The organism is Vibrio gazogenes (genome assembly GCF_002196515.1).
GTDB lineage: Bacteria > Pseudomonadota > Gammaproteobacteria > Enterobacterales > Vibrionaceae > Vibrio > Vibrio gazogenes_A.
Genome location: NZ_CP018835.1, coordinates 1,409,390 through 1,430,006 on the forward strand (window position 1 = coordinate 1,409,390; position 20,617 = coordinate 1,430,006).

A 20,617-nucleotide genomic window follows, 5' to 3' on the forward strand; every position below is an offset into this window, starting at 1 on the left:
GCTTGAACAGCGCTGCAATTGATTCGACACCGCTATGTCATTATCAAAGCGGAAAATGAGTCACACAAATGCCTTCACTCAAACCAATCTGACAACTTTCTTCCTGCCCGTCCAGTTGAACGGTTAAGACATACAAATCCTGAGGATCCGGGTGGCTAGGATCAAAATAACGGGGGGCATCCACCTGAAAGACCGCACTTGCCTGATCACTTCTCATATCGATGGGGATCTGATAACTCATCCCATCAAATTTAATCACCGCAGAGACCAATCCCGGCTTTAACATGTCAAAATAAACATGCACTAACAGCTCACATCCCCCACCATGATGCCATACTTGCTCCGTGGCCAAATGCGTCAACCGGACATGGCGGATACATTGCAGATAAGGTTCTCTCCAGATACCGACGCGTGAGTCATAATGACGAACCTGCTCTTTTCCCAGAAAGCAGAGTGGGTGCTGCTCGACATCAACCAATGGCTCATCATCGGGTTCAAGAAAGAGAATCTCAAACCGATTCCGGCCGGGCTGAAGTAATGGTCGAATATCTTTACGATATATCGATGAGAATCCGTCACAATCAAACAGCGCAACACCATTGAGACGGATCTCGGCATAGTGGTCGATCCCTTCTAAAACGAGATCGATCCCCGCATAACCCAGCAACGCATCATCGACTTCAATATCGTGCATGAGGTGCCATTCCTGTGCTGCAATCTCTGTTTCAGAAAGCGTGACAGGGAGAATTTCGCTCAATGGCGCGGGAAAACAGATATCATCCTGAGGAACAGTGAGATCAGTCAGCGGAGAAAGCTGCCAATAACCTGCCAATGAATATTTCATATGTCACAACTTGTTCTCGATCAATTTTACATTATCCCAGATTAACGACCATTTGGGAAAAATCAAATGTCACGCATAAAAAAAGCCGCTGAATAGCGGCTAAGTCAATCAACAGCAAAGAACGTAACTAGGTATAGATAAATCATTTACTTACTGGTGTAGAATGCCCGTTTCAAAGCAAGTTCAACACCCCGAATCTCAGCCAGACCTTTCAAACGCCCTATACAGGAATAGCCCGGATTGGTTTGCTTTCTCAGATCATCAATCATCTGATGCCCGTGATCCGGACGCATCGGAATGCGACGCATATCTCCTTGCGTTTCACGTCGGTGCTCTTCTTTAAGCAACGCATGAATCACATTGTACATATCCACATCACCCTCTAAATGCGCGGCTTCATGAAAACTCATGGAATTGCCTTCTTCGCGCAAGGTCGAACGTAAGTGAGTGAAGTAAATGCGGTCACCATAGGTTTCTATCATCCGCACCAAATCATTGTCCCCGCGCACCCCATAAGAGCCGGTACACATGGTAATACCATTCATCAGACTTGGTACCGCGGTCGTCAGCGCTTCGATATCTTCAATGGTTGACACGATCCGAGGTAAACCAAGAATCGGACGCGGAGGATCATCAGGGTGAACAGCTAATTTAAGGCCGTATTGCTCACACACAGGCATCAACTCTTGTAGGAATAACACCATATGTTCGCGCAGTTTTTCTTTATCAATGTTCTGATACGTATCAAGACGCGCCTGAAACTCTTCTAACGTATAGCCTTCTTCTGCACCGGGTAAACCGGCAATAATATTGGCGGTTAACTTGTCAACTTGTGCCTGAGACATCTGCTCGAAACAGGCTTTCGCTTGTGCTTGTTCCTCGGCGGTGTAATCGGCCGCTGCATTCGGCCGTTTGAGAATAAACAGTTCAAATGCTGCAAATTCAATCTGATCAAAACGCAGTGCTTTAGAACCGTCAGGTAACTGATATTCCAGATCGGTACGCGTCCAATCAAGTACCGGCATAAAGTTATAACACACGGTATCAATGCCGCATTCCGCCAGATTGATCAGTGACTGTTTGTAATTTTCAATCCATTGCGCATAGTGACCGGTGCGCGTCTTAATCTCTTCATGTACCGGAACACTTTCGACAACGGACCAATTAAAACCTTTCTCTTCCAGCAGCGTTTTGCGTTTGAGAATTTCATCTTTGCCCCATACTTCACCATTCGGAATATGATGCAATGCGGTTACAATTCCCGTCGCGCCTGCTTGTTTTATATCATCTAAAGACACAGGATCGCTTGGGCCGTACCAACGCCAAGTTTGTTCCATAATTGTTTCCTAGTTATTCGTTTTATAATGATTCATTGTGGAACCATACTGCATGTTGCGACATGGCTCGATTCAGAAAGTTAGCGAAATAGATAACCATCAAATAGTGGATCATCCATGTCGGATAATTTAAACAGCGTCTGCTTCACATTTTCGATATGCTGCCACATCGCTTGTCTGGCACCGTCCGGATCACGCTTTTGCAACGCCAATAAAATTCGCTCATGATCTTCTAACCACTGACAACGGTAAGTATTACTCTTGATACGTGAATGCAGTTGTTGCCACATCGGACTATCATTGCGTCGCTCCCACAAGTCATGAATGATGTCACTCAAGACACTATTTTGAGAGGCTTCAGCGATCGTCAGATGGAAGAGCCGATCATATTCGTAATCCTCGGTATTATTTTCCAGATTGATACGCTCTTGATCCAAATAGTATCGAAGACGAGAGATCTCATTCTTCGTGACGTTCAATGCAGAAAAGCTCGCAATCTGGCTTTCTAATACTTGCCGTGCTTGTAACAATTCAAACGGGCCGACATCGCTACTGCGATTTAACTCAGGCTCCTGCTCTTCTTGTCGTGTGTCCGGCAGTTTAATGACATAAACCCCCGATCCTTTGCGAACCTCAACAAACCCTTGCAGCTCTAACATGATAATGGCTTCCCGAACGACGGAACGACTCACATCAAGTTCCTCTGCGATCTCTCGTTCAGGCGGCAGTCGATCACCGAGACCAAACTCCCCGGATGTAATCCGTTTTTGCAATCCAAGGCCTATTTTTTGATAAAGGCGCTGTGGATGAGTCATATCAACACGAACACTCAAGTTTGTTTGAATACCCATATGATCTCACTTAGTTACGACCGTTAGTCTGGGGGGACGGGATTGTTGGATCATCATGCTACGACATCGTCCCTGAAAATTGGTTGACCAAGATACATTGGTCAACCTTTAATGACATGTCTTAATTTGATGCCAACGCATCAATTTCTTTTACATATTTTGAAATTGCTTTGTTATTCAGTGCTTTATCATGCATAGGTTTGACCGCATCGATAAACGGCTGTTTCTCAACCTTCACGAAAGAAACGCCCATCGCTGATTTGGCTTTTTCTTGTGCTTCTGCAATCATTTTGGTCCAAAGATCTTTGTGATACATCATGGACTCTTTCGCAGCTTTACGAACAGCAACTTGTTGATCGGGTGTCAGCTTATTCCAAGAATCTTCACTGATAACAAGTACATCAGGAATCATCGTATGTTCATCCATACTGAAGAATTTTGCGACTTCGCCGTGACGAGAGTTAGTTAACGCCGTTTCGTTGTTCTCGGCACCATCGACCACACCTTGTTGCAGTGCTGTGTACAATTCACCATAAGCCAGTGGTGTTGGTGACCCACCCATCAGTTTGATCATATTGACGGCGGTAGGACTTGGTTGTACACGAATTTTCATACCTTTCAGATCAGCCGGTGACTTGATCGGTTTCTTCGCATAGAAGCTACGGGCACCACCATCATAATAAGTTAAACCAATGAAGCCTTTTCCTTTGGATGCATTTAAAATATCGTCCCCGACCTTACCCGTCATCACGCGGTAAAAGTGGTCGCGGTCATGGAAAATATAAGGAATGTTAAATGCACCGTAAGCGGGTTCAAACGACTCCAGTTCACTCGCATTTGATTTTGCGATATCCAAAGCGCCATTTTGCAGCAATTCCATCGACTCACGCTGCGTCCCTAACTGGCCATTCGGGTAAATACGAATTTTTACCTCACCGTGCGTATACTCTTTCACTTTGTCTGCCATATATTTCATTGACTTGTGAACAGGGTGATTTCTGTCTTGGTTATGGCTCAACTTTAAAATGGTGGTCGCTGATGCTGTAAAAGAAATTGAAGCTGCCGCCACACAAGCCATCAGGGTAGACAGCGTTTTTTTATTCAACCGCATAATATTCTCCATTTAGAGTGATGTTGTTTTCATGCGTTATCTTTCAGATTATCGGATGAGCAATCCATGCCTCATTTGTCTCATCTCTAGTAGGTCACTATTAAATTAGCTGTCAATGCAGACCAATTTCAATCAAAAACTTTCAATTGGTTGACCAACTTCATAAAAAACACCCCCAACTGTTCAGACCAAATGTTAATGAGAGTTCGATCACAGGCTGTTTCTGTGTGACATGCTCTAATGCCAAGCGATTTTAAGGAAATAATTTACCCCCTACATGCTTATATAACAAAAATTGGTTTACCAGGAGTTATTATGGACAAGTTAATAGGCGTCATTAATCGAGGACTATCGATATTCTGCATCGGGTTATCCAGCGTCCTCGTTATTTGCGTCGTCTGGCAAGTTTTCTCTCGGTATGTGTTGAATACCCCCAGTACAACAACAGACGAACTCGCCCGCTTTCTTTTTATATGGGTAGGCCTGATGGGTGCAGCATATACATTGGGGCAGAAGCGCCATTTAGCCATTGAATTACTTGAACAAATTCTAGAGAACAAACCGGCTAAACTCAGTATTCTACATCTTGTTGTGAATGTAATCAGTCTCCTGTTTGCCAGCGTGATCATGGTTTATGGCGGAGGTAAACTCATGCTGCATGTCCTTGCAACCGGTCAGATATCTCCGGCTCTTAGCATCCAGATGGGATATGTTTATGCAGCAATTCCCCTCAGTGGCATATTCATGTTGATTTATCTATCCACTGACTTTTTGACCAACCTGAGAACCCTGATGTGCACTAAATCACATAAAGTGGATTCTGTGGCTAACCAATTGAAATAGGAACTGACTCATGGATTGGCAAATTATTATTGTTCTGTTTGGTACCTTCTTTATTTTCTTAGGATTAGGTGTACCAATCTCATTTGGTATCGCAATCTCATCACTGTTGACGGTGATGCTGTCACTCCCTTTTGATGCCGCCATTACGGTTATTTCACAGAAACTGGCATCGGGTCTTGATAGCTTTTCCCTGCTCGCCATTCCCTTCTTTATTCTTGCGGGGAATATCATGAATCAGGGGGGGATCGCCCTACGCCTGATTAATTTTGCCAAAGTACTGGGTGGCCAGTTACCCGGCTCACTAGCGCACGTCAATGTACTCGCAAATATGATGTTTGGTTCGATTTCAGGCTCGGCCGTTGCATCCGCAGCGGCAGTGGGGGGCACAATGTCTCCCCTGCAAAAGAAAGAAGGTTACGATCCGGCCTACTCTGCGGCAGTCAACATTACCTCTTGCCCGACCGGATTACTGATTCCGCCCAGTAACACGTTTATCGTCTACTCATTAATTTCTGGCGGGACATCGATTGGTGCACTGTTCCTCGCAGGTTATATTCCCGGCCTGCTCATGGGATTGAGCTTGATGATCGTCGCTGCGATTATCGCCAAAAAACGTCACTACGCGGTCTCCGAAAAACCCACCGCTCAAATGGTACTGAAAAGAACATTAGATGCATTACCCAGCCTTAGTCTTATCATCATCATCATGGGAGGCATCATCGGAGGGATTTTTACCGCAACCGAAGCCTCTGCAATCGCTGTGGTTTATACCTTAATGCTGGCCGTGGTGTTTTATCGTGAAGTCTCCATCAGACAGCTCCCCGGGATTATTCTAGAGTCAGTCATCACCACATCGATCGTACTGTTGCTGATCGGTGCATCGATGGGCATGTCTTGGGCGATGGCCAATGCTGATATTCCTTACATGATCAGTGATGCATTAATGAATGTATCTGAGAATCCGTTGGTTGTACTTCTCATCATTAACCTGATTCTGTTAATTGTGGGAATCTTCATGGATATGACACCGGCTCTGCTGATTTTCACGCCGATCTTTTTGCCGATTGCGATGGATCTGGGCATGGATCCGGTTCACTTCGGGATCATGATGACATTTAACCTCTGCATCGGTATCTGTACACCACCGGTCGGCAGTGCACTATTCATTGGTTGCTCCGTGGGTAAAGTAAAAATAGATAAAGTCATCAAACCGTTACTGCCATTCTATGCAGTCTTAGTTCTCGCGCTGATGCTCGTTACCTATATTCCGGAAATCAGCTTAGCACTGCCTCAAGCCTTCCTCGGCTATTAATCTCGCTTGTATGCTTAGGGGTGTCCGAAAGGTACACCCCAATGTAAGGATTAAATCATGAAAACATTAAAACATTGGGAATGGGATTCAGCTCGGGGTAACGAAGTGATTCTTCGCTGTGATGCGAAACATACACTACATGTATTTGTCCTCGAACAAGACATCTTCCGGGTGTTAGTCAAGAAAAACGAAAGCTTGCGCCTCGACAGAACCTGGACAGTATCACCGTCAGCCGATGATATTGACTGGCATGGCCGGGCAAGAACCTCAACACAAGGCTATTCACTGCCCGATTATCAGTTAAAGCATGATGATGATGTGGTTGAAATAGCCACTGAGCGTCTTAAGCTGACGATCACACAGCCTTTGCAACTGCACTGGCAGCATCGTTCCCAAGGTAACTGGCATCCCCTCGCCCATGATCGTAAAACGGGTGCAATTCAACTCGCCACACGTTCGGAAGGGGTTGCCCACTTCATGCATCGGGGCGATGACGAGTATTACTTTGGGCTCGGAGAAAAGACCGGAAACCTCAATCGTGAAGGCCGTCGCTTCGAAATGCGCAATCTCGACGCCATGGGATACAATGCCAGCTCAACCGACCCGCTCTATAAACACATCCCGTTCTACATTACCCGAACACCACACAATGTCAGTTATGGTTTGTTCTACGATAACCTTGCCAGTTGCTGGTTCGACTTGGGGAATGAGCTCGATAACTATCACGTCAAATATCGCAGTTATCGCGCTGAAGACGGCGATCTGGATTTCTATTTTATCCTTGGCCCTCAAGTCATTGATGTAACCCGCGCGTTCGTCAAATTAACCGGTGGCACAATCTTCGGCCCGAAATGGAGCTTAGGTTATAGCGGTTCGACAATGCGTTATACCGATGAACCCAATGCGCAAGAACTGCTGGAGAGTTTCGTTGATCAGTGCGACAGCCATCAAATCCCGTGTGACTCTTTCCAACTCTCATCTGGGTACACTTCGATTGGCGATAAACGTTATGTGTTTAACTGGAATGACGACAAAGTGCCCAACCCAACGGCCATGTCAGATCATTTCCACCAGCATGGTATGAAGCTCGCAGCCAATATCAAGCCCTGTTTACTGCATGATCACCCGATGTATCAATCCGTCAAACAACAGGAGTTGTTTATTCAGGATTCAGAAAGTGACAGTCCTGAAATCTCCGTCTTCTGGGATGCCGATGGCTCTCACCTCGATTTTACCAATCCGAAAACTGTGGACTGGTGGAAAAGTAATGTCACAACGCAGTTGCTTGAAAAAGGCATCGACGCAACTTGGAACGACAATAATGAATACGAAATATGGGACCGCGAGGCGCGCTGTTACGGATTCGGCGACGCGATTCCTGTCGGTTTAATCAGACCATTACAGCCACTCCTGATGATGAAAGCGTCTTACCACGCGCAACGAGAATTCGCACCGCAATTACGCCCTTACCTGATCTCCCGTTCAGGCTGTCCCGGCATGAACCGATACGTGCAGACTTGGAGTGGTGACAACCGAACCAATTGGACCAGCCTGAAATACAACATCAAAATGGGCTTGGGGATGAGTTTATCGGGCTTGTATAACCTCGGACATGATGTCGGGGGATTCTCCGGTGATAAACCCGATCCGGAACTCTTTGTTCGCTGGGTTCAAAACGGCGTCATGCACCCACGTTTTACCATTCATTCATGGAATGATGATGGGACGGTCAATGAGCCGTGGATGTATCCCGAAGTCACGCCGATTATCCGCAAAGCGATCGCGCTGCGTTACCAATTGATGCCCTATCTCTATGATGCGCTTTGGCTGGCTCACCATGCCCATGAACCAATGCTCCGTCCGACGTTCCTCGATCATGAACATGATGCCAACACTTGGTTAGAAAATGATGACTTCATGCTGGGTCAATCACTGCTGGTTGCCTCTGTCGTTGAGCCGAATCAACGTCAGCGTGATGTTTATCTCCCGGAAAATACCGTGGGATGGTATGACTTCTATACGCACCAATGGTTTAGTGCCGGTCAAACCATCACGCGACCGGCTGCATTAGAAACACTGCCGCTTCTGGTTAAAGCTGGCTGTGCATTGCCTCTCAATCCGCAAGCAGGTGTCCCCAACACGCAGCATGACAACCAACGTGTCATTCTGATTTTCCCGGCTCAGGGCTGCCATCATTTTTCTCAAACTATTTTTGACGATGACGGTGAAAGTTATGCCTATCAGGACGGTCACTATTTAGAACTGGCCGTGACAGTTACGAGCGATGCCAAAACAGTTCAGGTCTCTGTCTCGAAGTCTGGTGACTTTGCTCCTGATTACGATAGTGTCGAGATTCGCCTCCCGATAACAGAAAACCGGCAACTTATCGTCAACGGTCAACCGGCCGAGAACCATCATCGCATTTCAATCTGAGAAGAGAGCAATATGAATACAATTGCAAATACACAACTGAATTCTGGCGTATCTTTACCAGAATATGATCGAAGCCGTCTGGTCACCAGAATGGTTCACTTAGGATTCGGTGCCTTCCATCGCGCACACCAGGCACTGTTTACCCATGAACTGTTACAAAAAACCGCCAGTGACTGGGGGATTTGCGAAGTCAGTCTATTTACCAGTGAAGACTTGATCACCGCGCTGCGTCATCAGGATCACTGTTACACCGTGGTCGAAAAAGGCGCACAGGAAACAGCCGTCAAAGTTATCGGTTCGGTGACAGAATCATGCCACCCGAAACTGGACAGTATTCAAGCCGTACTGGAGAAAATGGCAGAACCTCAAGTGGCAATCGTCTCGATGACGATCACCGAAAAAGGCTACTGCGTCGATCCGGCAACCGGCCAGCTTGATCTGAATCATTCCCTCATTCAGCAAGATCTACAAACCCCCGAGTCCCCAAAATCAGCGCTGGGCTATATCGTTGAAGCATTGAAACGACGCCGTGACCGTGGCTTACAACCCTTTACGGTCATGTCATGCGATAATATTCAGGAAAACGGGCATGTGGCCAGAGCGGCGATACTTGAATTTGCCCAACAGCTTGATCCACAGCTGCGCCTCTGGATTGAAGAGCATGTCACTTTCCCTTGTACCATGGTTGATCGCATTGTACCGGCGGCAACGCCTGATACGCTCGATGAAATTGCAACCTTACTGGGTTGCCACGATCCATGTGCCATTGCCTGTGAACCGTTCAGTCAGTGGGTCATCGAAGATAATTTCGTCGCCGGACGTCCCGAATGGGATGTGGCTGGCGCAGAGTTTGTCGACAATGTCGTCCCCTATGAAGAGATGAAGCTGAGAATGCTCAATGGTAGTCATTCGTTTCTCGCTTATCTTGGCTACCTCGGTGGCTACGAGCATATCTCTGACACCATGACGGATGCGGGTTACCGACAAGCAGCGTTCGATATGATGATGAAGGCGCAGGCACCCTCACTCAATATGCCGGAAGGGACAAATCTACAAGCCTATGCCACACAATTGATCGAGCGTTTCACCAACCCGAGTTTGAAACATCGCACCTGGCAAATCGCGATGGACGGCAGTCAGAAAATCCCCCAGCGGATGGGACGCAGCCTAGCCTACCACCTGACGCATGGCAGTGATTTTTCGTGGATTGCAACTGGCATTGCCGGCTGGATGCGTTATGTCTCGGGTGTCGATGAAGCGGGAAACGAGATTGATGTGCGCGATCCGATGGCAAAACAGTTGCGTGACATCTGTGATCAACACGGCCTCAACGTCTCAGTCGTGCCGGCGTTACTCGGTGTAGAAGCGATTTTCTCTCGTGAACTGGGCCAAAACCCACAAGTGATTGAGGCTGTCAGCCGTGCCTATCAATCGTTATTGGATAACGGCGCCCGCGCAACGGTCGCCGCGCTGTCAGGAGAAAAATAATGAAAAACTTTATGGATGAAGACTTTCTACTGGAAACAGAGACAGCACGTCGTCTGTACCACGAATATGCCTGTCATCAACCCATCTATGATTATCACTGTCACCTGAGTCCGGCAGATATCGCCAATGATCGTCACTTTGAAAACCTGACTCAAATCTGGCTGGCGGGGGATCACTACAAATGGCGAGCCATGCGCTCAGCGGGTGTATCTGAGCAGCAGATCACCGGGAATGCCAGCGACTACGACAAGTATCTCGCTTGGGCACAGACGGTTCCACAAACGTTAGGAAATCCTTTATATCACTGGACCCACCTCGAACTGCGTCGCCCGTTCGGTATCACCAATACCTTATTGGGGCCACAAACCGCTGATGCTATCTGGGAGCAATGCAAAACGTTATTAGCCACTCCCGACTACTCGGCCCGTGGGATCATGCAACAGATGAACGTCGTCATGGCCGGAACCACGGATGATCCAATGGATTCGCTCGAACACCACCAAGCTATCGCTCAAGATGACAGTTTCGACATTGCCGTCCTCCCAAGCTGGCGCCCGGACAAAGTTTTCAAGATTGAACTTGATGGCTTTTCTGACTATGTACAACAGTTGGCCAAGGTCGCTGATATCAATATTGAACGCTTCAGTGATTTATTAAGTGCACTCGATAAGCGTCTGGCTCATTTCGATGCCCACGGCTGTCGCGCAGCAGACCACGGGATCGAGATTGTCCGCTATGCACCGATTCCGGATGACAAAACCCTCGATGCCCTGCTAGCACGTCGTTTCAATGGCGAGACGCTTTCTGAGCTGGAATGCGCCCAATTTTCAACTGCGGTACAGGTCTGGCTTGGTCAACGCTATGCCAAACTGGGTTGGGTAATGCAGCTCCATATTGGCGCCCAGCGAAACAACAATAGCCGCATGTTCGCCCAACTTGGCCCGGACACCGGTTTTGATTCGATCGGGGATCGACCATTTGCTTTTGAACTGGCTCACCTCTTAGATGAGATGGATAAAACCAATGCATTGCCCCGGACCATTTTGTATTGCCTCAACCCCAGAGATAACGAAATGATGGCAACCATGATCGGTAACTTCCAGGGTGGCGGTATTGCCGGCAAAGTTCAGTTTGGATCCGGATGGTGGTTTAACGATCAGAAAGATGGCATGCAGCGTCAAATCGAGCAACTGTCACAGCTTGGTTTGCTCAGCCAGTTCGTCGGGATGCTGACCGACTCTCGTAGCTTTCTCTCTTACACTCGTCACGAGTATTTCCGCCGGATTCTGTGCAATATGCTAGGGCGCTGGGTTGAAAACGGTGAAGTGCCCAACGACTTCTCACTGCTCGGTCCAATGGTTGAGAATATCTGTTTCGGCAATGCGCAACGCTATTTTGAGCAGAGGAATTAACTGATGAAACATATCGCCATTATCGGTGAATGTATGATTGAGCTGAATGGCAAACCATTCGGCCCGATGCAACAAACGTTTGGCGGTGATACCCTCAACGCAGCCGTTTATCTTTGCCGCGGTTGCGCTGCCAATGCCGAGCCGGGGGGGATAAAAGTCTCCTACGTCACGGCTTTGGGGCACGATCCGCTTAGTCAGGGTATGATCTCGCGTTGGCACCAGGAAGGACTCGATACCGAATTGGTATTACGTGATGAACAGCGCTCTCCGGGGTTGTATTTAATCCAGCTCGATGAGCAGGGTGAACGTACATTCTTGTACTGGCGTAACCAATCGGCAGCGCGCTATTTGATGCAACATCCGAATATTCATCAGATCAAAGCAGCGTTGAACGATGTCGATATGGTATTCCTCAGTGGTATTACTCTCGCCATCTTACCCGAGCCAGATCGAATGGAACTGCTCAACCTATTGGCAAAATTGCGTCAACAAGGCGTGGAAATCGCATTTGACAGCAATTTCCGTCCGGCACTTTGGCCCGATGATCATCACGTCACCGTGAAAACGATCTACGAGGCCATGTATCGGCTCACCGATCTAGCCTTGGTGACGTTTGATGATGAACAACAACTGTGGGGCGATCCCACACCAACACACACGCTGAATCGCTTGAAAAAACTCGGGGTACAGCGCTGCGTCGTTAAAATAGGGGCGGATGGATGTCTCGTTCAGGGGGATGATACATCGGCTCACACCGTGCCCACGACGCCTGTTACACAGGTTATCGATACGACCTCGGCCGGTGACTCATTCAATGGCGGTTTTTTGTCTGCCTATTTAGCCGGATACGGACTGATAGCCTCGTGCCAACGCGGTAATCAACTCGCAGGGATAGTCATTCAACATCGCGGTGCGATTATCGATCCTATCTATACTCAGGCTGCGCTACTCTCTCAATAAGGAACAACCATGTCTGACATTAAACAGCAAATCAAAGCAATCAAAATCATTCCTGTCATTGCGATCGACAAAGCCGAGGACATTATTCCTCTGGGTAAAGTATTAGTAGAAAACGGCCTGCCCGCCGCAGAAATCACCTTCCGCTCTGATGCAGCCGCGCAAGCCATCCGCCTGCTACGTGAATCACAACCGGACATGCTTATTGGTGCAGGCACAGTGCTAAACCGGGAGCAGGTCATTGCTGCTAAAGAAGCAGGTGCGACATTTATTGTCTCTCCCGGTTTTAACCCCAACACTGTTCGGGCTTGTCAGGAACTGGGGATTGAAATCATTCCGGGCATCAACAATCCGAGTGCCGTGGAAGCCGCACTTGAAATGGGCATCACCACCATGAAATTCTTCCCGGCAGAACCATCGGGCGGTATCAGCATGGTCAAATCTTTGCTTGCTCCATATACCAGTCTGGAGCTGATGCCGACTGGCGGGATTAAGCCATCCAACGTCAAAGATTACCTCGATATCCCTCGCGTGATTGGCTGTGGCGGAACTTGGATGGTCGAAAAATCACTGATTGAAAATGGCGACTGGGAAGAACTCGCCCGTCTCACTCGTGAAGCCGTCGCTTTGATTCAGGAGTAATACCTGATTCACCCTATCGATAACAACTGAAAAAGCCTTGTGATAACAAGGCTTTTTTCTTCATCCGTAAATAAAAAGACCTTTCTCCTGCATAGAAAAAGCTTAACTATCACTTAAATTTTCGATTAGTGAGATATACCTCCCAGCCTGATACACCCCACTCATGAACACAGTAAGAAACCTATTTTGAATCATGCTGGCAAAGACTATATTAGCCTCCTGATTACTGTCATCCTATGGGTAAACTTTTGTGGTGATAAAAATCGCACTGATTCAATCACCCAGAAGAGGCTATCAACAAATGAGATATTTATATTTATTCGTGCTGATCTTAAATCCTGTCTATGCATATTCTGCGGCGAGCTTTTTCGAATTAAACAGTGGCTTGAACCAGCTAGATTTAAACTCAGATGGCATTGCTGATGCAGTTTTTTATGCGCGATTTGATAACAACACATCTCATCCGGATCCGACACTCTCGGTTTATATCAAGAATAGCGACGCAACCTACTCGATTGTACCGACACCAGCAGGTGACCGATTCACGCTATTTGGTATTAATGTCTCTGTTTCCAATGTCTTGGTGAGAAGTTTTGGTTTTATCAAAACGTCAAAGAAGGTCTATCTGGTTGTTGCCGTTAAATCCGGGGACTCACCTCACTTGAAGCAACATTTCAAATTCAAACTTTATCAGATTGAGAAGAACTTGGAACACCCGGGCATTCCGCTATACGGCTGGGCCCAAACATCGGAAAAAGTCAGTAAAGATAAATATATGTCAGCCGATGTCGCAATCCGCGAATGCCCCCGAACATGTTTTGAGTAGCCGGAGTCATAAAAAACCAACTGGAAGCAGTACAACAAAGCCTTAATGAACCTCGGTTCTCTGACCTTCTGGATTGATGAGGATGATAAGCAAGTGGAAGCAAAGCAAACGCGGTAGGCTTCATTGGTTCAGCGACTTAGCCGTTACCACGACCCTGATAGTGAAACGAGTTTTTCTATGTCGCAGAGAACTATACAAGTTAAGGTTTCATTTAAGGCAAAACCAGAGCCTGATATCGACTCACTTCTTCCTTGAAACTTCTCACACTAAACGCCCCGTGGGATCGTGAGTACCTAATGATCTGACAGAACCTAATATAAATATCTGGATAACTGTCAGATCAGGTCTTTATTAATTCTGTCTACTTTGTTCCTACATTACTAATTGTTTACTTTTTATATTAACTTTAATGGAATTAATAATATTAATAATTTTATTTTTAGCTTGCTCAGGTGTAGGCATGTTTACAATAACATAGCCTAATCGATCATCAGAACTTTCTGGAACTCTAACTTTGTCACCAACTTTAGCATCAATCGAATACCTTACAACTGATTCATCTTCCTCCAACTTATCTAAATCTACTATACTTTCTAGGATACCTTCCTTATTTGCACAAATGAAACCAATAGCCGAACTACTTGTGTTATCGAGATTAAAATCAACTGGTAACCCTAATAAATTACGGACTGTCTGACGGAAAATATCAATATGATAAGCTGTAGGAATTAAGTCTGAAGTAATATTATCTCCACCTGGTCTACCATTAACTTCTACAATTTTAGGACCTTGAGTAGTGTATTTCACTTCCACATGCGCAGGTCCATTTACCAAACCAATTGCATTCAAGGCCTGTGCTGCCACATCTATAATCGATGGCTTCTCTAATTGCATAATTGATGACGGGAATATATGATAATTTTCAACAAAGAATGGTAAGGCTGTTGTAATTTTTTCTGTGAGTTCAGAAAAAATAACCTGACCATCTTCAACAAAAATTTCCACACTAAATTCAGGACCATCTAGGTACTCTTCTACTAAATAATCTTCACGAACCTGAAATCCCATGTATGTAGTCATGAATGATTCCATTTCTTTGAATGCATCATGTAAATCTTTCACATTGTCTATGAAGAATACATGCTGGCTACTTGCACAGTTAGTTGGTTTTAGCACAACAGGGAAACCGATCTTTAATGCTGCTTCTTCCGCTTGCTCCATAGTTCGTACAACACTAAATCGAGCTGAAGGTACATGATTATCTGCATAACATTGTCTTGCAATATCTTTATTACGTACACATTGCGCTGCACCATAACTTAAGTATTTCAGACCAAGTTTTTCTGCAGCTTTAGATGTATTAGCAATTGCATAATCTGTTGCTGAAATTAATGCATCAATATGTTTATACTTGGAGACCTTGATTGCATGATAAATTGACTCTGGATCTCGAATATCACATACCAACATATCATCGTACAAATCATTGTAACCATAAACTTGAGGATTATTTTTATCAGATACAACGACAACAACAAAGCAATCAAGTTTTTTTGCTTCACGGACATAATTGACCCCGTAAAAACTAGGTTCAACTAAGACTACAATTTTTTTATCCATCAGATATTACTCCCCGCTTCTGTATGTACATTTTTTGCCAATACAATTTGTTCAATAATATATAAAATTAGTCCTAGTCCCATGATAAGTCCCATAATAACAATGCCAAACATAGCACCATGATGATCGATATAATTACCTATGCTTAATGAGAAAACACATTGAAAAATTAGAGATATTCCAATCCATACTGACATCGCCCTTCCCATGAACTCTTTCGTTACAACATTCATTAATAAGGAGTTCATAAGAATTCTCAATGACGAATTAGATAGCCCAAGCAATAGACTACATAAATACAGATTGAATACATGAGTATTCTGACTCAAGAACAATAAATCTGCCGTTGCAATAATAAAAAATAAAGTGATTAATCTTCCCATTTTAAATTTTCTAGTCACTATGGAAATTAGAAATCCAGAAAGTAAACCACCTATCCCATACGACATATCGGCAAAACCAAAAGTTACACTGTCTTTTCCTAGTGTATTACTCACATAATTTGGTAGTACAACGTTATATATCATTGTGACTATGAGTGGAATTATAGAAACAACACCTAGAATAAAAATAGCTTTGTGTTGATTAAGAAAATAAAATCCATCTTTTAATGTCTGTACATAACTTTGTCTATATTCTGTTTGTAATTCACTAACATGTCTAATCTGCTTAATTATAATCGCACTTACAATAAACATTATGGCGTTAACCAATAAAATAATTTCAAAACTATAATAACGATATAAAAATCCAGAAATACCTGCCGCAAGAAACATCCCTACTTGAAGGCTAATCTCGAGTAGAGAGTTACCGGTTACATAGTTCTTATTATCCAAGATCTCTTGTAAAAAACTACGAGATGCAGCCATATACAAAGTCCAACCAATTCCGTTAATTGCAGCGAATGCATACAGATAGTTAATATTAAAATCATTTATGTGTAAAATAATCAAGATAATGGTAATACCAATGGCACGTATAAAATGAGTCCAAAATATTAAACTCTTACGCGATAATCTATCTGTCAATACTCCAGAGAAAACTGAGGCAAGAAAACCTGCTACAACATTTACAGCTAGTAACATTCCTACACTTGCGGTGGTATCTGTTTTCATTAATACAAACCAGTTAGCACCAATCGTTGCCATACCAACGCCAAATCCAGAAATAATATCCGACATAAAAAAGAGAACAAATTTAGGATTTGTTAGAACCGACAAATTAATATTCATAATAATACCTTATTATTCATACATGATTTCGTAAACTCTATCAGTCTCGACAACGAAAAACTTAATGCTTTCAAAATCATGGAAACTGATATTTTATTATCTCATGATTCTTATGTGACTCGTCATCACCTATTACGATTAAAATAACTTTCTTATTTATAACTTTTATTTAAAACATGATGTTTTTAAATAATTAAAAAACCTACCTATAAACACTTTTATTGCCCATAAAACACCACACCAACATATCAAATTAATAAAAATAGTCAGATCGATTTGTATAAATTTATCAATAACCTTTTCCTATATCACGGTAATTTTCACATTGAATAACATTTTTCTCAAATAGCCGAATATATTTGAAATCAATCCCGCTCATCACATCATCAATAACAGCAGTATAATTACCCGGAATACAGCTACTGCCGTTAACACAACTATTTTTGACATATAAACCCCTACCGCTATCAGCGATATTTTTTCATACCTTGGGAACTAAAATTAGTTTAACTCATTATTTTTTGACTAAAAACATCTAATTTGTTCAAATAGTTATTACAATATGTACATAATCAGATGAGCCCCATAGGAATAGTCATGAACTTTATAAAATCGATTGAAGCGTTTACTCTTGTAGTCGAAAAAGGTAGCTTTACTAATGCCGCAGAAGCTCTTGATATAACCCCAAGTCTGTTGAGTCGTCAGATTAAAGAACTTGAGCAATACTTGGGGTGTCAACTATTGAACAGGACAACTCGCAAACAAGGACTAACGCGAGCAGGAGAATGTTTTCTTAAGTATAGCAATCAAATAATAGCTACAAAAGCAGAAGCAATAGAAGTCTTACATCAACTTAATGATAAAATTGCAGGTAACATACGAATTAGTTCCCCAATAGCTTTTGGAAACCATATTTTAGCACCTCTCATTTCAAAATTTTTATTAAACTATCCAGAGGTTAATATAGAAATGGATTTGACCGACCGAAAAGTTGATCTTATTGAAAATAATTTTCAACTCGCTATTCGTATTGGTGATGTGGTTGATGAAGGAGTCGTTGCTATCAATTTGCCACCGTATTCCATGGTATTAGTCGCATCGCCTAATTACTTACAGAAAAATGATATCCCTATACATCCTGACGATCTTATAAAGCATAACTGCATTTGTTTTTCTCAATGGCATTCCAATCAATACTGGAGTTTGGAAAAATCAAATAAGGTTTATAATGTTAAAATTCATCCTCGATTTGTGAGCAATACAGGCGAATCAATTCGACAGGCAGCACTTAACGGTTTAGGCATCGCTTTGAATTCAAGAATCATGCTTGAAAAAGATATTCAGTCAGGGCGATTGGTTGAAATTCTTCCTGATTTTTCAATCAGGTCTCGTAGTATGTCGATATTGCGTCTCCCTGAGACCCCCGTTCCACCAACAATAAATACGTTTATACAATTCTTATTAGATTCTGTTAAAGAGATTGGGGGCAGTCCAGTGTCCGCTAAATTAGGGTAGTGAACAAAATTCTGTGTCATTCTTGTACACCGAACCAAAAAGGAAATGACACCTTATATTTGAAATCGATGTTCAGGCCTTTGGCTTTTGCCAAAGCTCTCCAATCTGGACAAGGTCTGAATGGCAAAGGTGGCCCTGCTCACGCCGCTGATTAAGCAAATCACTGAAGCTGCGCTCGGCGCTGAAATCGACCTACACCTTGCTGATGAGCCTAAGAATCGGCAAAACGGTAAATCCCGGAAAAATATCGAAAACTCATCCGGTGAATTTGAACTCGAGACGCCACGTGACCGCAATGGCTCTTTTAACCCCTTTCATGATTATCAATAGAAACACCATTTATAAATGTTTGAAAATTATTTATTATCCCAAGTTCATCATTTGAAAATGATGATTAAACTTGCATCTTATTGAACATAATAAAATCCCTTTAATTCTTATTAAATCACACAAAAACAGCGTTCAATAACGACCAAAAAAAATAGATTAAAAACATTGATTCAAATCAACCCAAGTACGTTATTATAAATAATAAACGTTTCCTAATAACTCATTAAATTAAAAAATAATATTTATATTCAATCTGATTAATAAGAACCAAATGTGAGAGTAAATAACATTATAAAAAAGGAATTATGTGACTATAGTCACCAATACACAAATGCCCCCTGTTGTATATTGATAATCATTTAAATGGATATTTTAATGCCATATTTATTATTAATCCTTGCTGCCATGTTTTGGGGTGGTAATTACGTTGTTGGTCATATACTCGTTGCCCAAGCAGACCCGATTATTATGACAGAGGCACGATGGTTACTCACGGCCATATTACTTGGATTTTTGTATTTCAACCAAGTTAAAAACAATTTAAATAAGATAAGAAACTGTTTTATTGCGATAATATTTCTTTCTGTTTTTGGTCAAGTTCTGTTTCCGCTAACACTCTATATCGGACTACAAACCACCACATCATTGAATGCTGCAATATATATGTCAGCGACACCGGGGATTGTATTAATTATCAATGGTGTCATATTCAGAGATAAAATTACCTTGAATAATATTTTGGGTGTGATTTTGAGTACATTTGGCGTTTTCTTTTTAGTGATGAAAGGCAATGTGAGCGATACTCGAGTCTTCCACCATATCAATACCGGTGATCTATGGGCTATGGGGTCGGCCTTAAGCTGGGCATTTTATTGTTCTTTCTTACGGCTAAAAGACAAAACGATCCCCAGTAATGCTTTCGTCACTGTCAGCTCTCTTACCGGTGCAGTCATCTTAATACCAATCGTCTGGTACTACACGACTCAATTTCCTATCAGCCTATCATCGTATACTCATGGTAGTTTTCTGGCTGGTCTGCTGTATTTAGTGCTCTTTCTGTCTTGGTTATCTTATGTCTTTTGGAACAAAGGTATTGGTGAGATCGGGGCTACAAGAGGAGAAATCTACACGCATATCATCCCTTTATCAGGCGGTGTATTCAGTATCGTTTTTCTGGACGTTCAATTAAAGAGTTACCATATTGTCAGTGCGCTGCTCATTGGCGTTGGAATCTGGTTTTGTTCAAAGAAACTTAAGCCAAAATCAACTCTGGCATCTCCTCTCGAACATAAATGAACGATTTAGTGGGCAACTACAACGACCGACATGCCGGAATCATATAGCTCTTATTATTTTCGATTAGATATAAAAAACCTTGCTTTGCAGCAAGGTTTTTTATTTGAATATTCATCTAAATCAGATCATGATTCATCGTCATCATCGTCGGGATACAGGGCGTCTTCCCCTTCGTAGTAAGTCCCCCAACCGTCATAGATGATGTCGAACTTCTCAGCCAGATGAATCAGTTTTTCAGCCTGCTCATCAATGGCTTCGGCATTCAACGCTGACTGCATTGTTGCATCACAGCAAAACAGGATTTCGCCATCTTCTTCGTCTTCAACTTCTTCGGCTTCCAACACTTCAAAACCCATCTTAAATGCTTCAACTGCGACTTTTTCAAGCTTCTCAAAAGTTTCAGCAAACAGGTGGTGCTCTATCTCATAGAGTGCTTCAGGATCACTACCATCTTCCAATAGTGCCTGAATGATTTCTCGGGTATCTTCTTTCTGTAATTCGATTAACGACTCAACAGAAACATAATCGTCTTCATGGGACATGTTCATACTCCAGCTTGATATTTAAA

The 20,617-nt window shown here is 43.5% G+C and carries 17 protein-coding genes and 2 pseudogenes; 12 read left to right on the plus strand and 7 right to left on the minus strand.

Going from position 1 to position 20,617, the window contains the following annotated elements; genetic code table 11:
* Window positions 1-43: 43 nt before the first annotated feature.
* The 4 genes from BSQ33_RS06495 to BSQ33_RS06510 form a co-directional block, all read right to left on the minus strand.
* On the minus strand, window positions 44-844 hold the full coding sequence (locus BSQ33_RS06495; protein ID WP_088133681.1) for a glycosyl hydrolase 2 galactose-binding domain-containing protein: 801 nt from the start codon (window positions 842-844) through the stop codon (window positions 44-46).
* Window positions 845-990: 146 nt separating this feature from the next.
* On the minus strand, window positions 991-2,181 hold the full coding sequence (uxuA, locus tag BSQ33_RS06500; RefSeq protein ID WP_088133682.1) for a mannonate dehydratase: 1,191 nt from the start codon (window positions 2,179-2,181) through the stop codon (window positions 991-993).
* Between the two features lie 80 nt (window positions 2,182-2,261).
* On the minus strand, window positions 2,262-3,032 hold the full coding sequence (locus tag BSQ33_RS06505; protein ID WP_021019774.1) for an FCD domain-containing protein: 771 nt from the start codon (window positions 3,030-3,032) through the stop codon (window positions 2,262-2,264).
* Between the two features lie 121 nt (window positions 3,033-3,153).
* A complete protein-coding gene (locus tag BSQ33_RS06510) occupies window positions 3,154-4,143 on the minus strand; it encodes a TRAP transporter substrate-binding protein (RefSeq protein ID WP_021019773.1) in 990 nt (329 codons plus the stop codon).
* Window positions 4,144-4,458: 315 nt separating this feature from the next.
* Here BSQ33_RS06510 and BSQ33_RS06515 point away from each other — a divergent pair, with 315 nt between their 5' ends.
* The 9 genes and pseudogenes from BSQ33_RS06515 to BSQ33_RS21525 all read left to right on the plus strand — a co-directional run.
* Entirely contained in the window at window positions 4,459-4,986 is a 528-nt protein-coding gene (locus BSQ33_RS06515; RefSeq protein ID WP_021019772.1) for a TRAP transporter small permease, read from the plus strand.
* A gap of 10 nt (window positions 4,987-4,996) precedes the next feature.
* Entirely contained in the window at window positions 4,997-6,298 is a 1,302-nt protein-coding gene (locus tag BSQ33_RS06520) for a TRAP transporter large permease (RefSeq protein ID WP_088133683.1), read from the plus strand.
* A 57-nt stretch (window positions 6,299-6,355) separates the two neighbouring features.
* Window positions 6,356-8,731, plus strand: a complete 2,376-nt coding sequence (locus BSQ33_RS06525; RefSeq protein ID WP_088133684.1) for a TIM-barrel domain-containing protein — start codon at window positions 6,356-6,358, stop codon at window positions 8,729-8,731.
* A 12-nt stretch (window positions 8,732-8,743) separates the two neighbouring features.
* Window positions 8,744-10,219, plus strand: a complete 1,476-nt coding sequence (locus BSQ33_RS06530; protein WP_088133685.1) for a mannitol dehydrogenase family protein — start codon at window positions 8,744-8,746, stop codon at window positions 10,217-10,219.
* Window positions 10,219-11,631: a glucuronate isomerase gene (gene uxaC, locus BSQ33_RS06535; protein WP_088133686.1), complete on the plus strand. Its 1,413-nt coding sequence runs from the start codon at window positions 10,219-10,221 to the stop codon at window positions 11,629-11,631. Before BSQ33_RS06530 ends, uxaC begins: the two co-directional genes overlap by 1 nt.
* A 3-nt stretch (window positions 11,632-11,634) precedes the next feature.
* The gene (locus tag BSQ33_RS06540) at window positions 11,635-12,591 is read left to right on the plus strand and encodes a sugar kinase (protein WP_088133687.1); all 957 of its coding nucleotides are present in this window, start codon (window positions 11,635-11,637) and stop codon (window positions 12,589-12,591) included.
* A gap of 9 nt (window positions 12,592-12,600) precedes the next feature.
* Window positions 12,601-13,230 (plus strand): bifunctional 4-hydroxy-2-oxoglutarate aldolase/2-dehydro-3-deoxy-phosphogluconate aldolase, encoded by a 630-nt coding sequence (locus tag BSQ33_RS06545; RefSeq protein WP_021019766.1) that lies wholly within the window; start codon window positions 12,601-12,603, stop codon window positions 13,228-13,230.
* Window positions 13,231-13,531: 301 nt separating this feature from the next.
* Entirely contained in the window at window positions 13,532-14,056 is a 525-nt protein-coding gene (locus BSQ33_RS06550) for a carbapenem self-resistance protein CarG family protein (RefSeq protein WP_088133688.1), read from the plus strand.
* A 45-nt stretch (window positions 14,057-14,101) separates the two neighbouring features.
* Window positions 14,102-14,231: pseudogene (locus BSQ33_RS21525) on the plus strand (transposase); the annotation flags it as partial.
* A gap of 197 nt (window positions 14,232-14,428) precedes the next feature.
* Here BSQ33_RS21525 and BSQ33_RS06555 read toward each other — a convergent pair.
* The gene (locus BSQ33_RS06555; protein WP_088133689.1) at window positions 14,429-15,676 is read right to left on the minus strand and encodes an ATP-grasp domain-containing protein; all 1,248 of its coding nucleotides are present in this window, start codon (window positions 15,674-15,676) and stop codon (window positions 14,429-14,431) included.
* On the minus strand, window positions 15,676-16,908 hold the full coding sequence (locus BSQ33_RS06560) for an MFS transporter (RefSeq protein WP_088133690.1): 1,233 nt from the start codon (window positions 16,906-16,908) through the stop codon (window positions 15,676-15,678). The genes BSQ33_RS06555 and BSQ33_RS06560 overlap by 1 nt, the downstream gene beginning before the upstream one ends.
* Before the next feature lie 597 nt (window positions 16,909-17,505).
* On the opposite strand from BSQ33_RS06560, the gene BSQ33_RS06565 reads away from it, so the two are divergent.
* From BSQ33_RS06565 to BSQ33_RS06575, 3 genes and pseudogenes are all read left to right on the plus strand, one after another.
* Window positions 17,506-18,423: a LysR family transcriptional regulator gene (locus BSQ33_RS06565; RefSeq protein WP_198298162.1), complete on the plus strand. Its 918-nt coding sequence runs from the start codon at window positions 17,506-17,508 to the stop codon at window positions 18,421-18,423.
* Window positions 18,424-18,491: 68 nt separating this feature from the next.
* Window positions 18,492-18,735: pseudogene (locus BSQ33_RS06570) on the plus strand (transposase); the annotation flags it as partial.
* Between the two features lie 381 nt (window positions 18,736-19,116).
* Entirely contained in the window at window positions 19,117-20,049 is a 933-nt protein-coding gene (locus tag BSQ33_RS06575; protein WP_198298163.1) for a DMT family transporter, read from the plus strand.
* Between the two features lie 125 nt (window positions 20,050-20,174).
* Here BSQ33_RS06575 and rraB read toward each other — a convergent pair whose 3' ends face one another.
* The gene (gene rraB / locus BSQ33_RS06580) at window positions 20,175-20,591 is read right to left on the minus strand and encodes a ribonuclease E inhibitor RraB (protein WP_021019759.1); all 417 of its coding nucleotides are present in this window, start codon (window positions 20,589-20,591) and stop codon (window positions 20,175-20,177) included.
* Window positions 20,592-20,617: the final 26 nt, after the last annotated feature.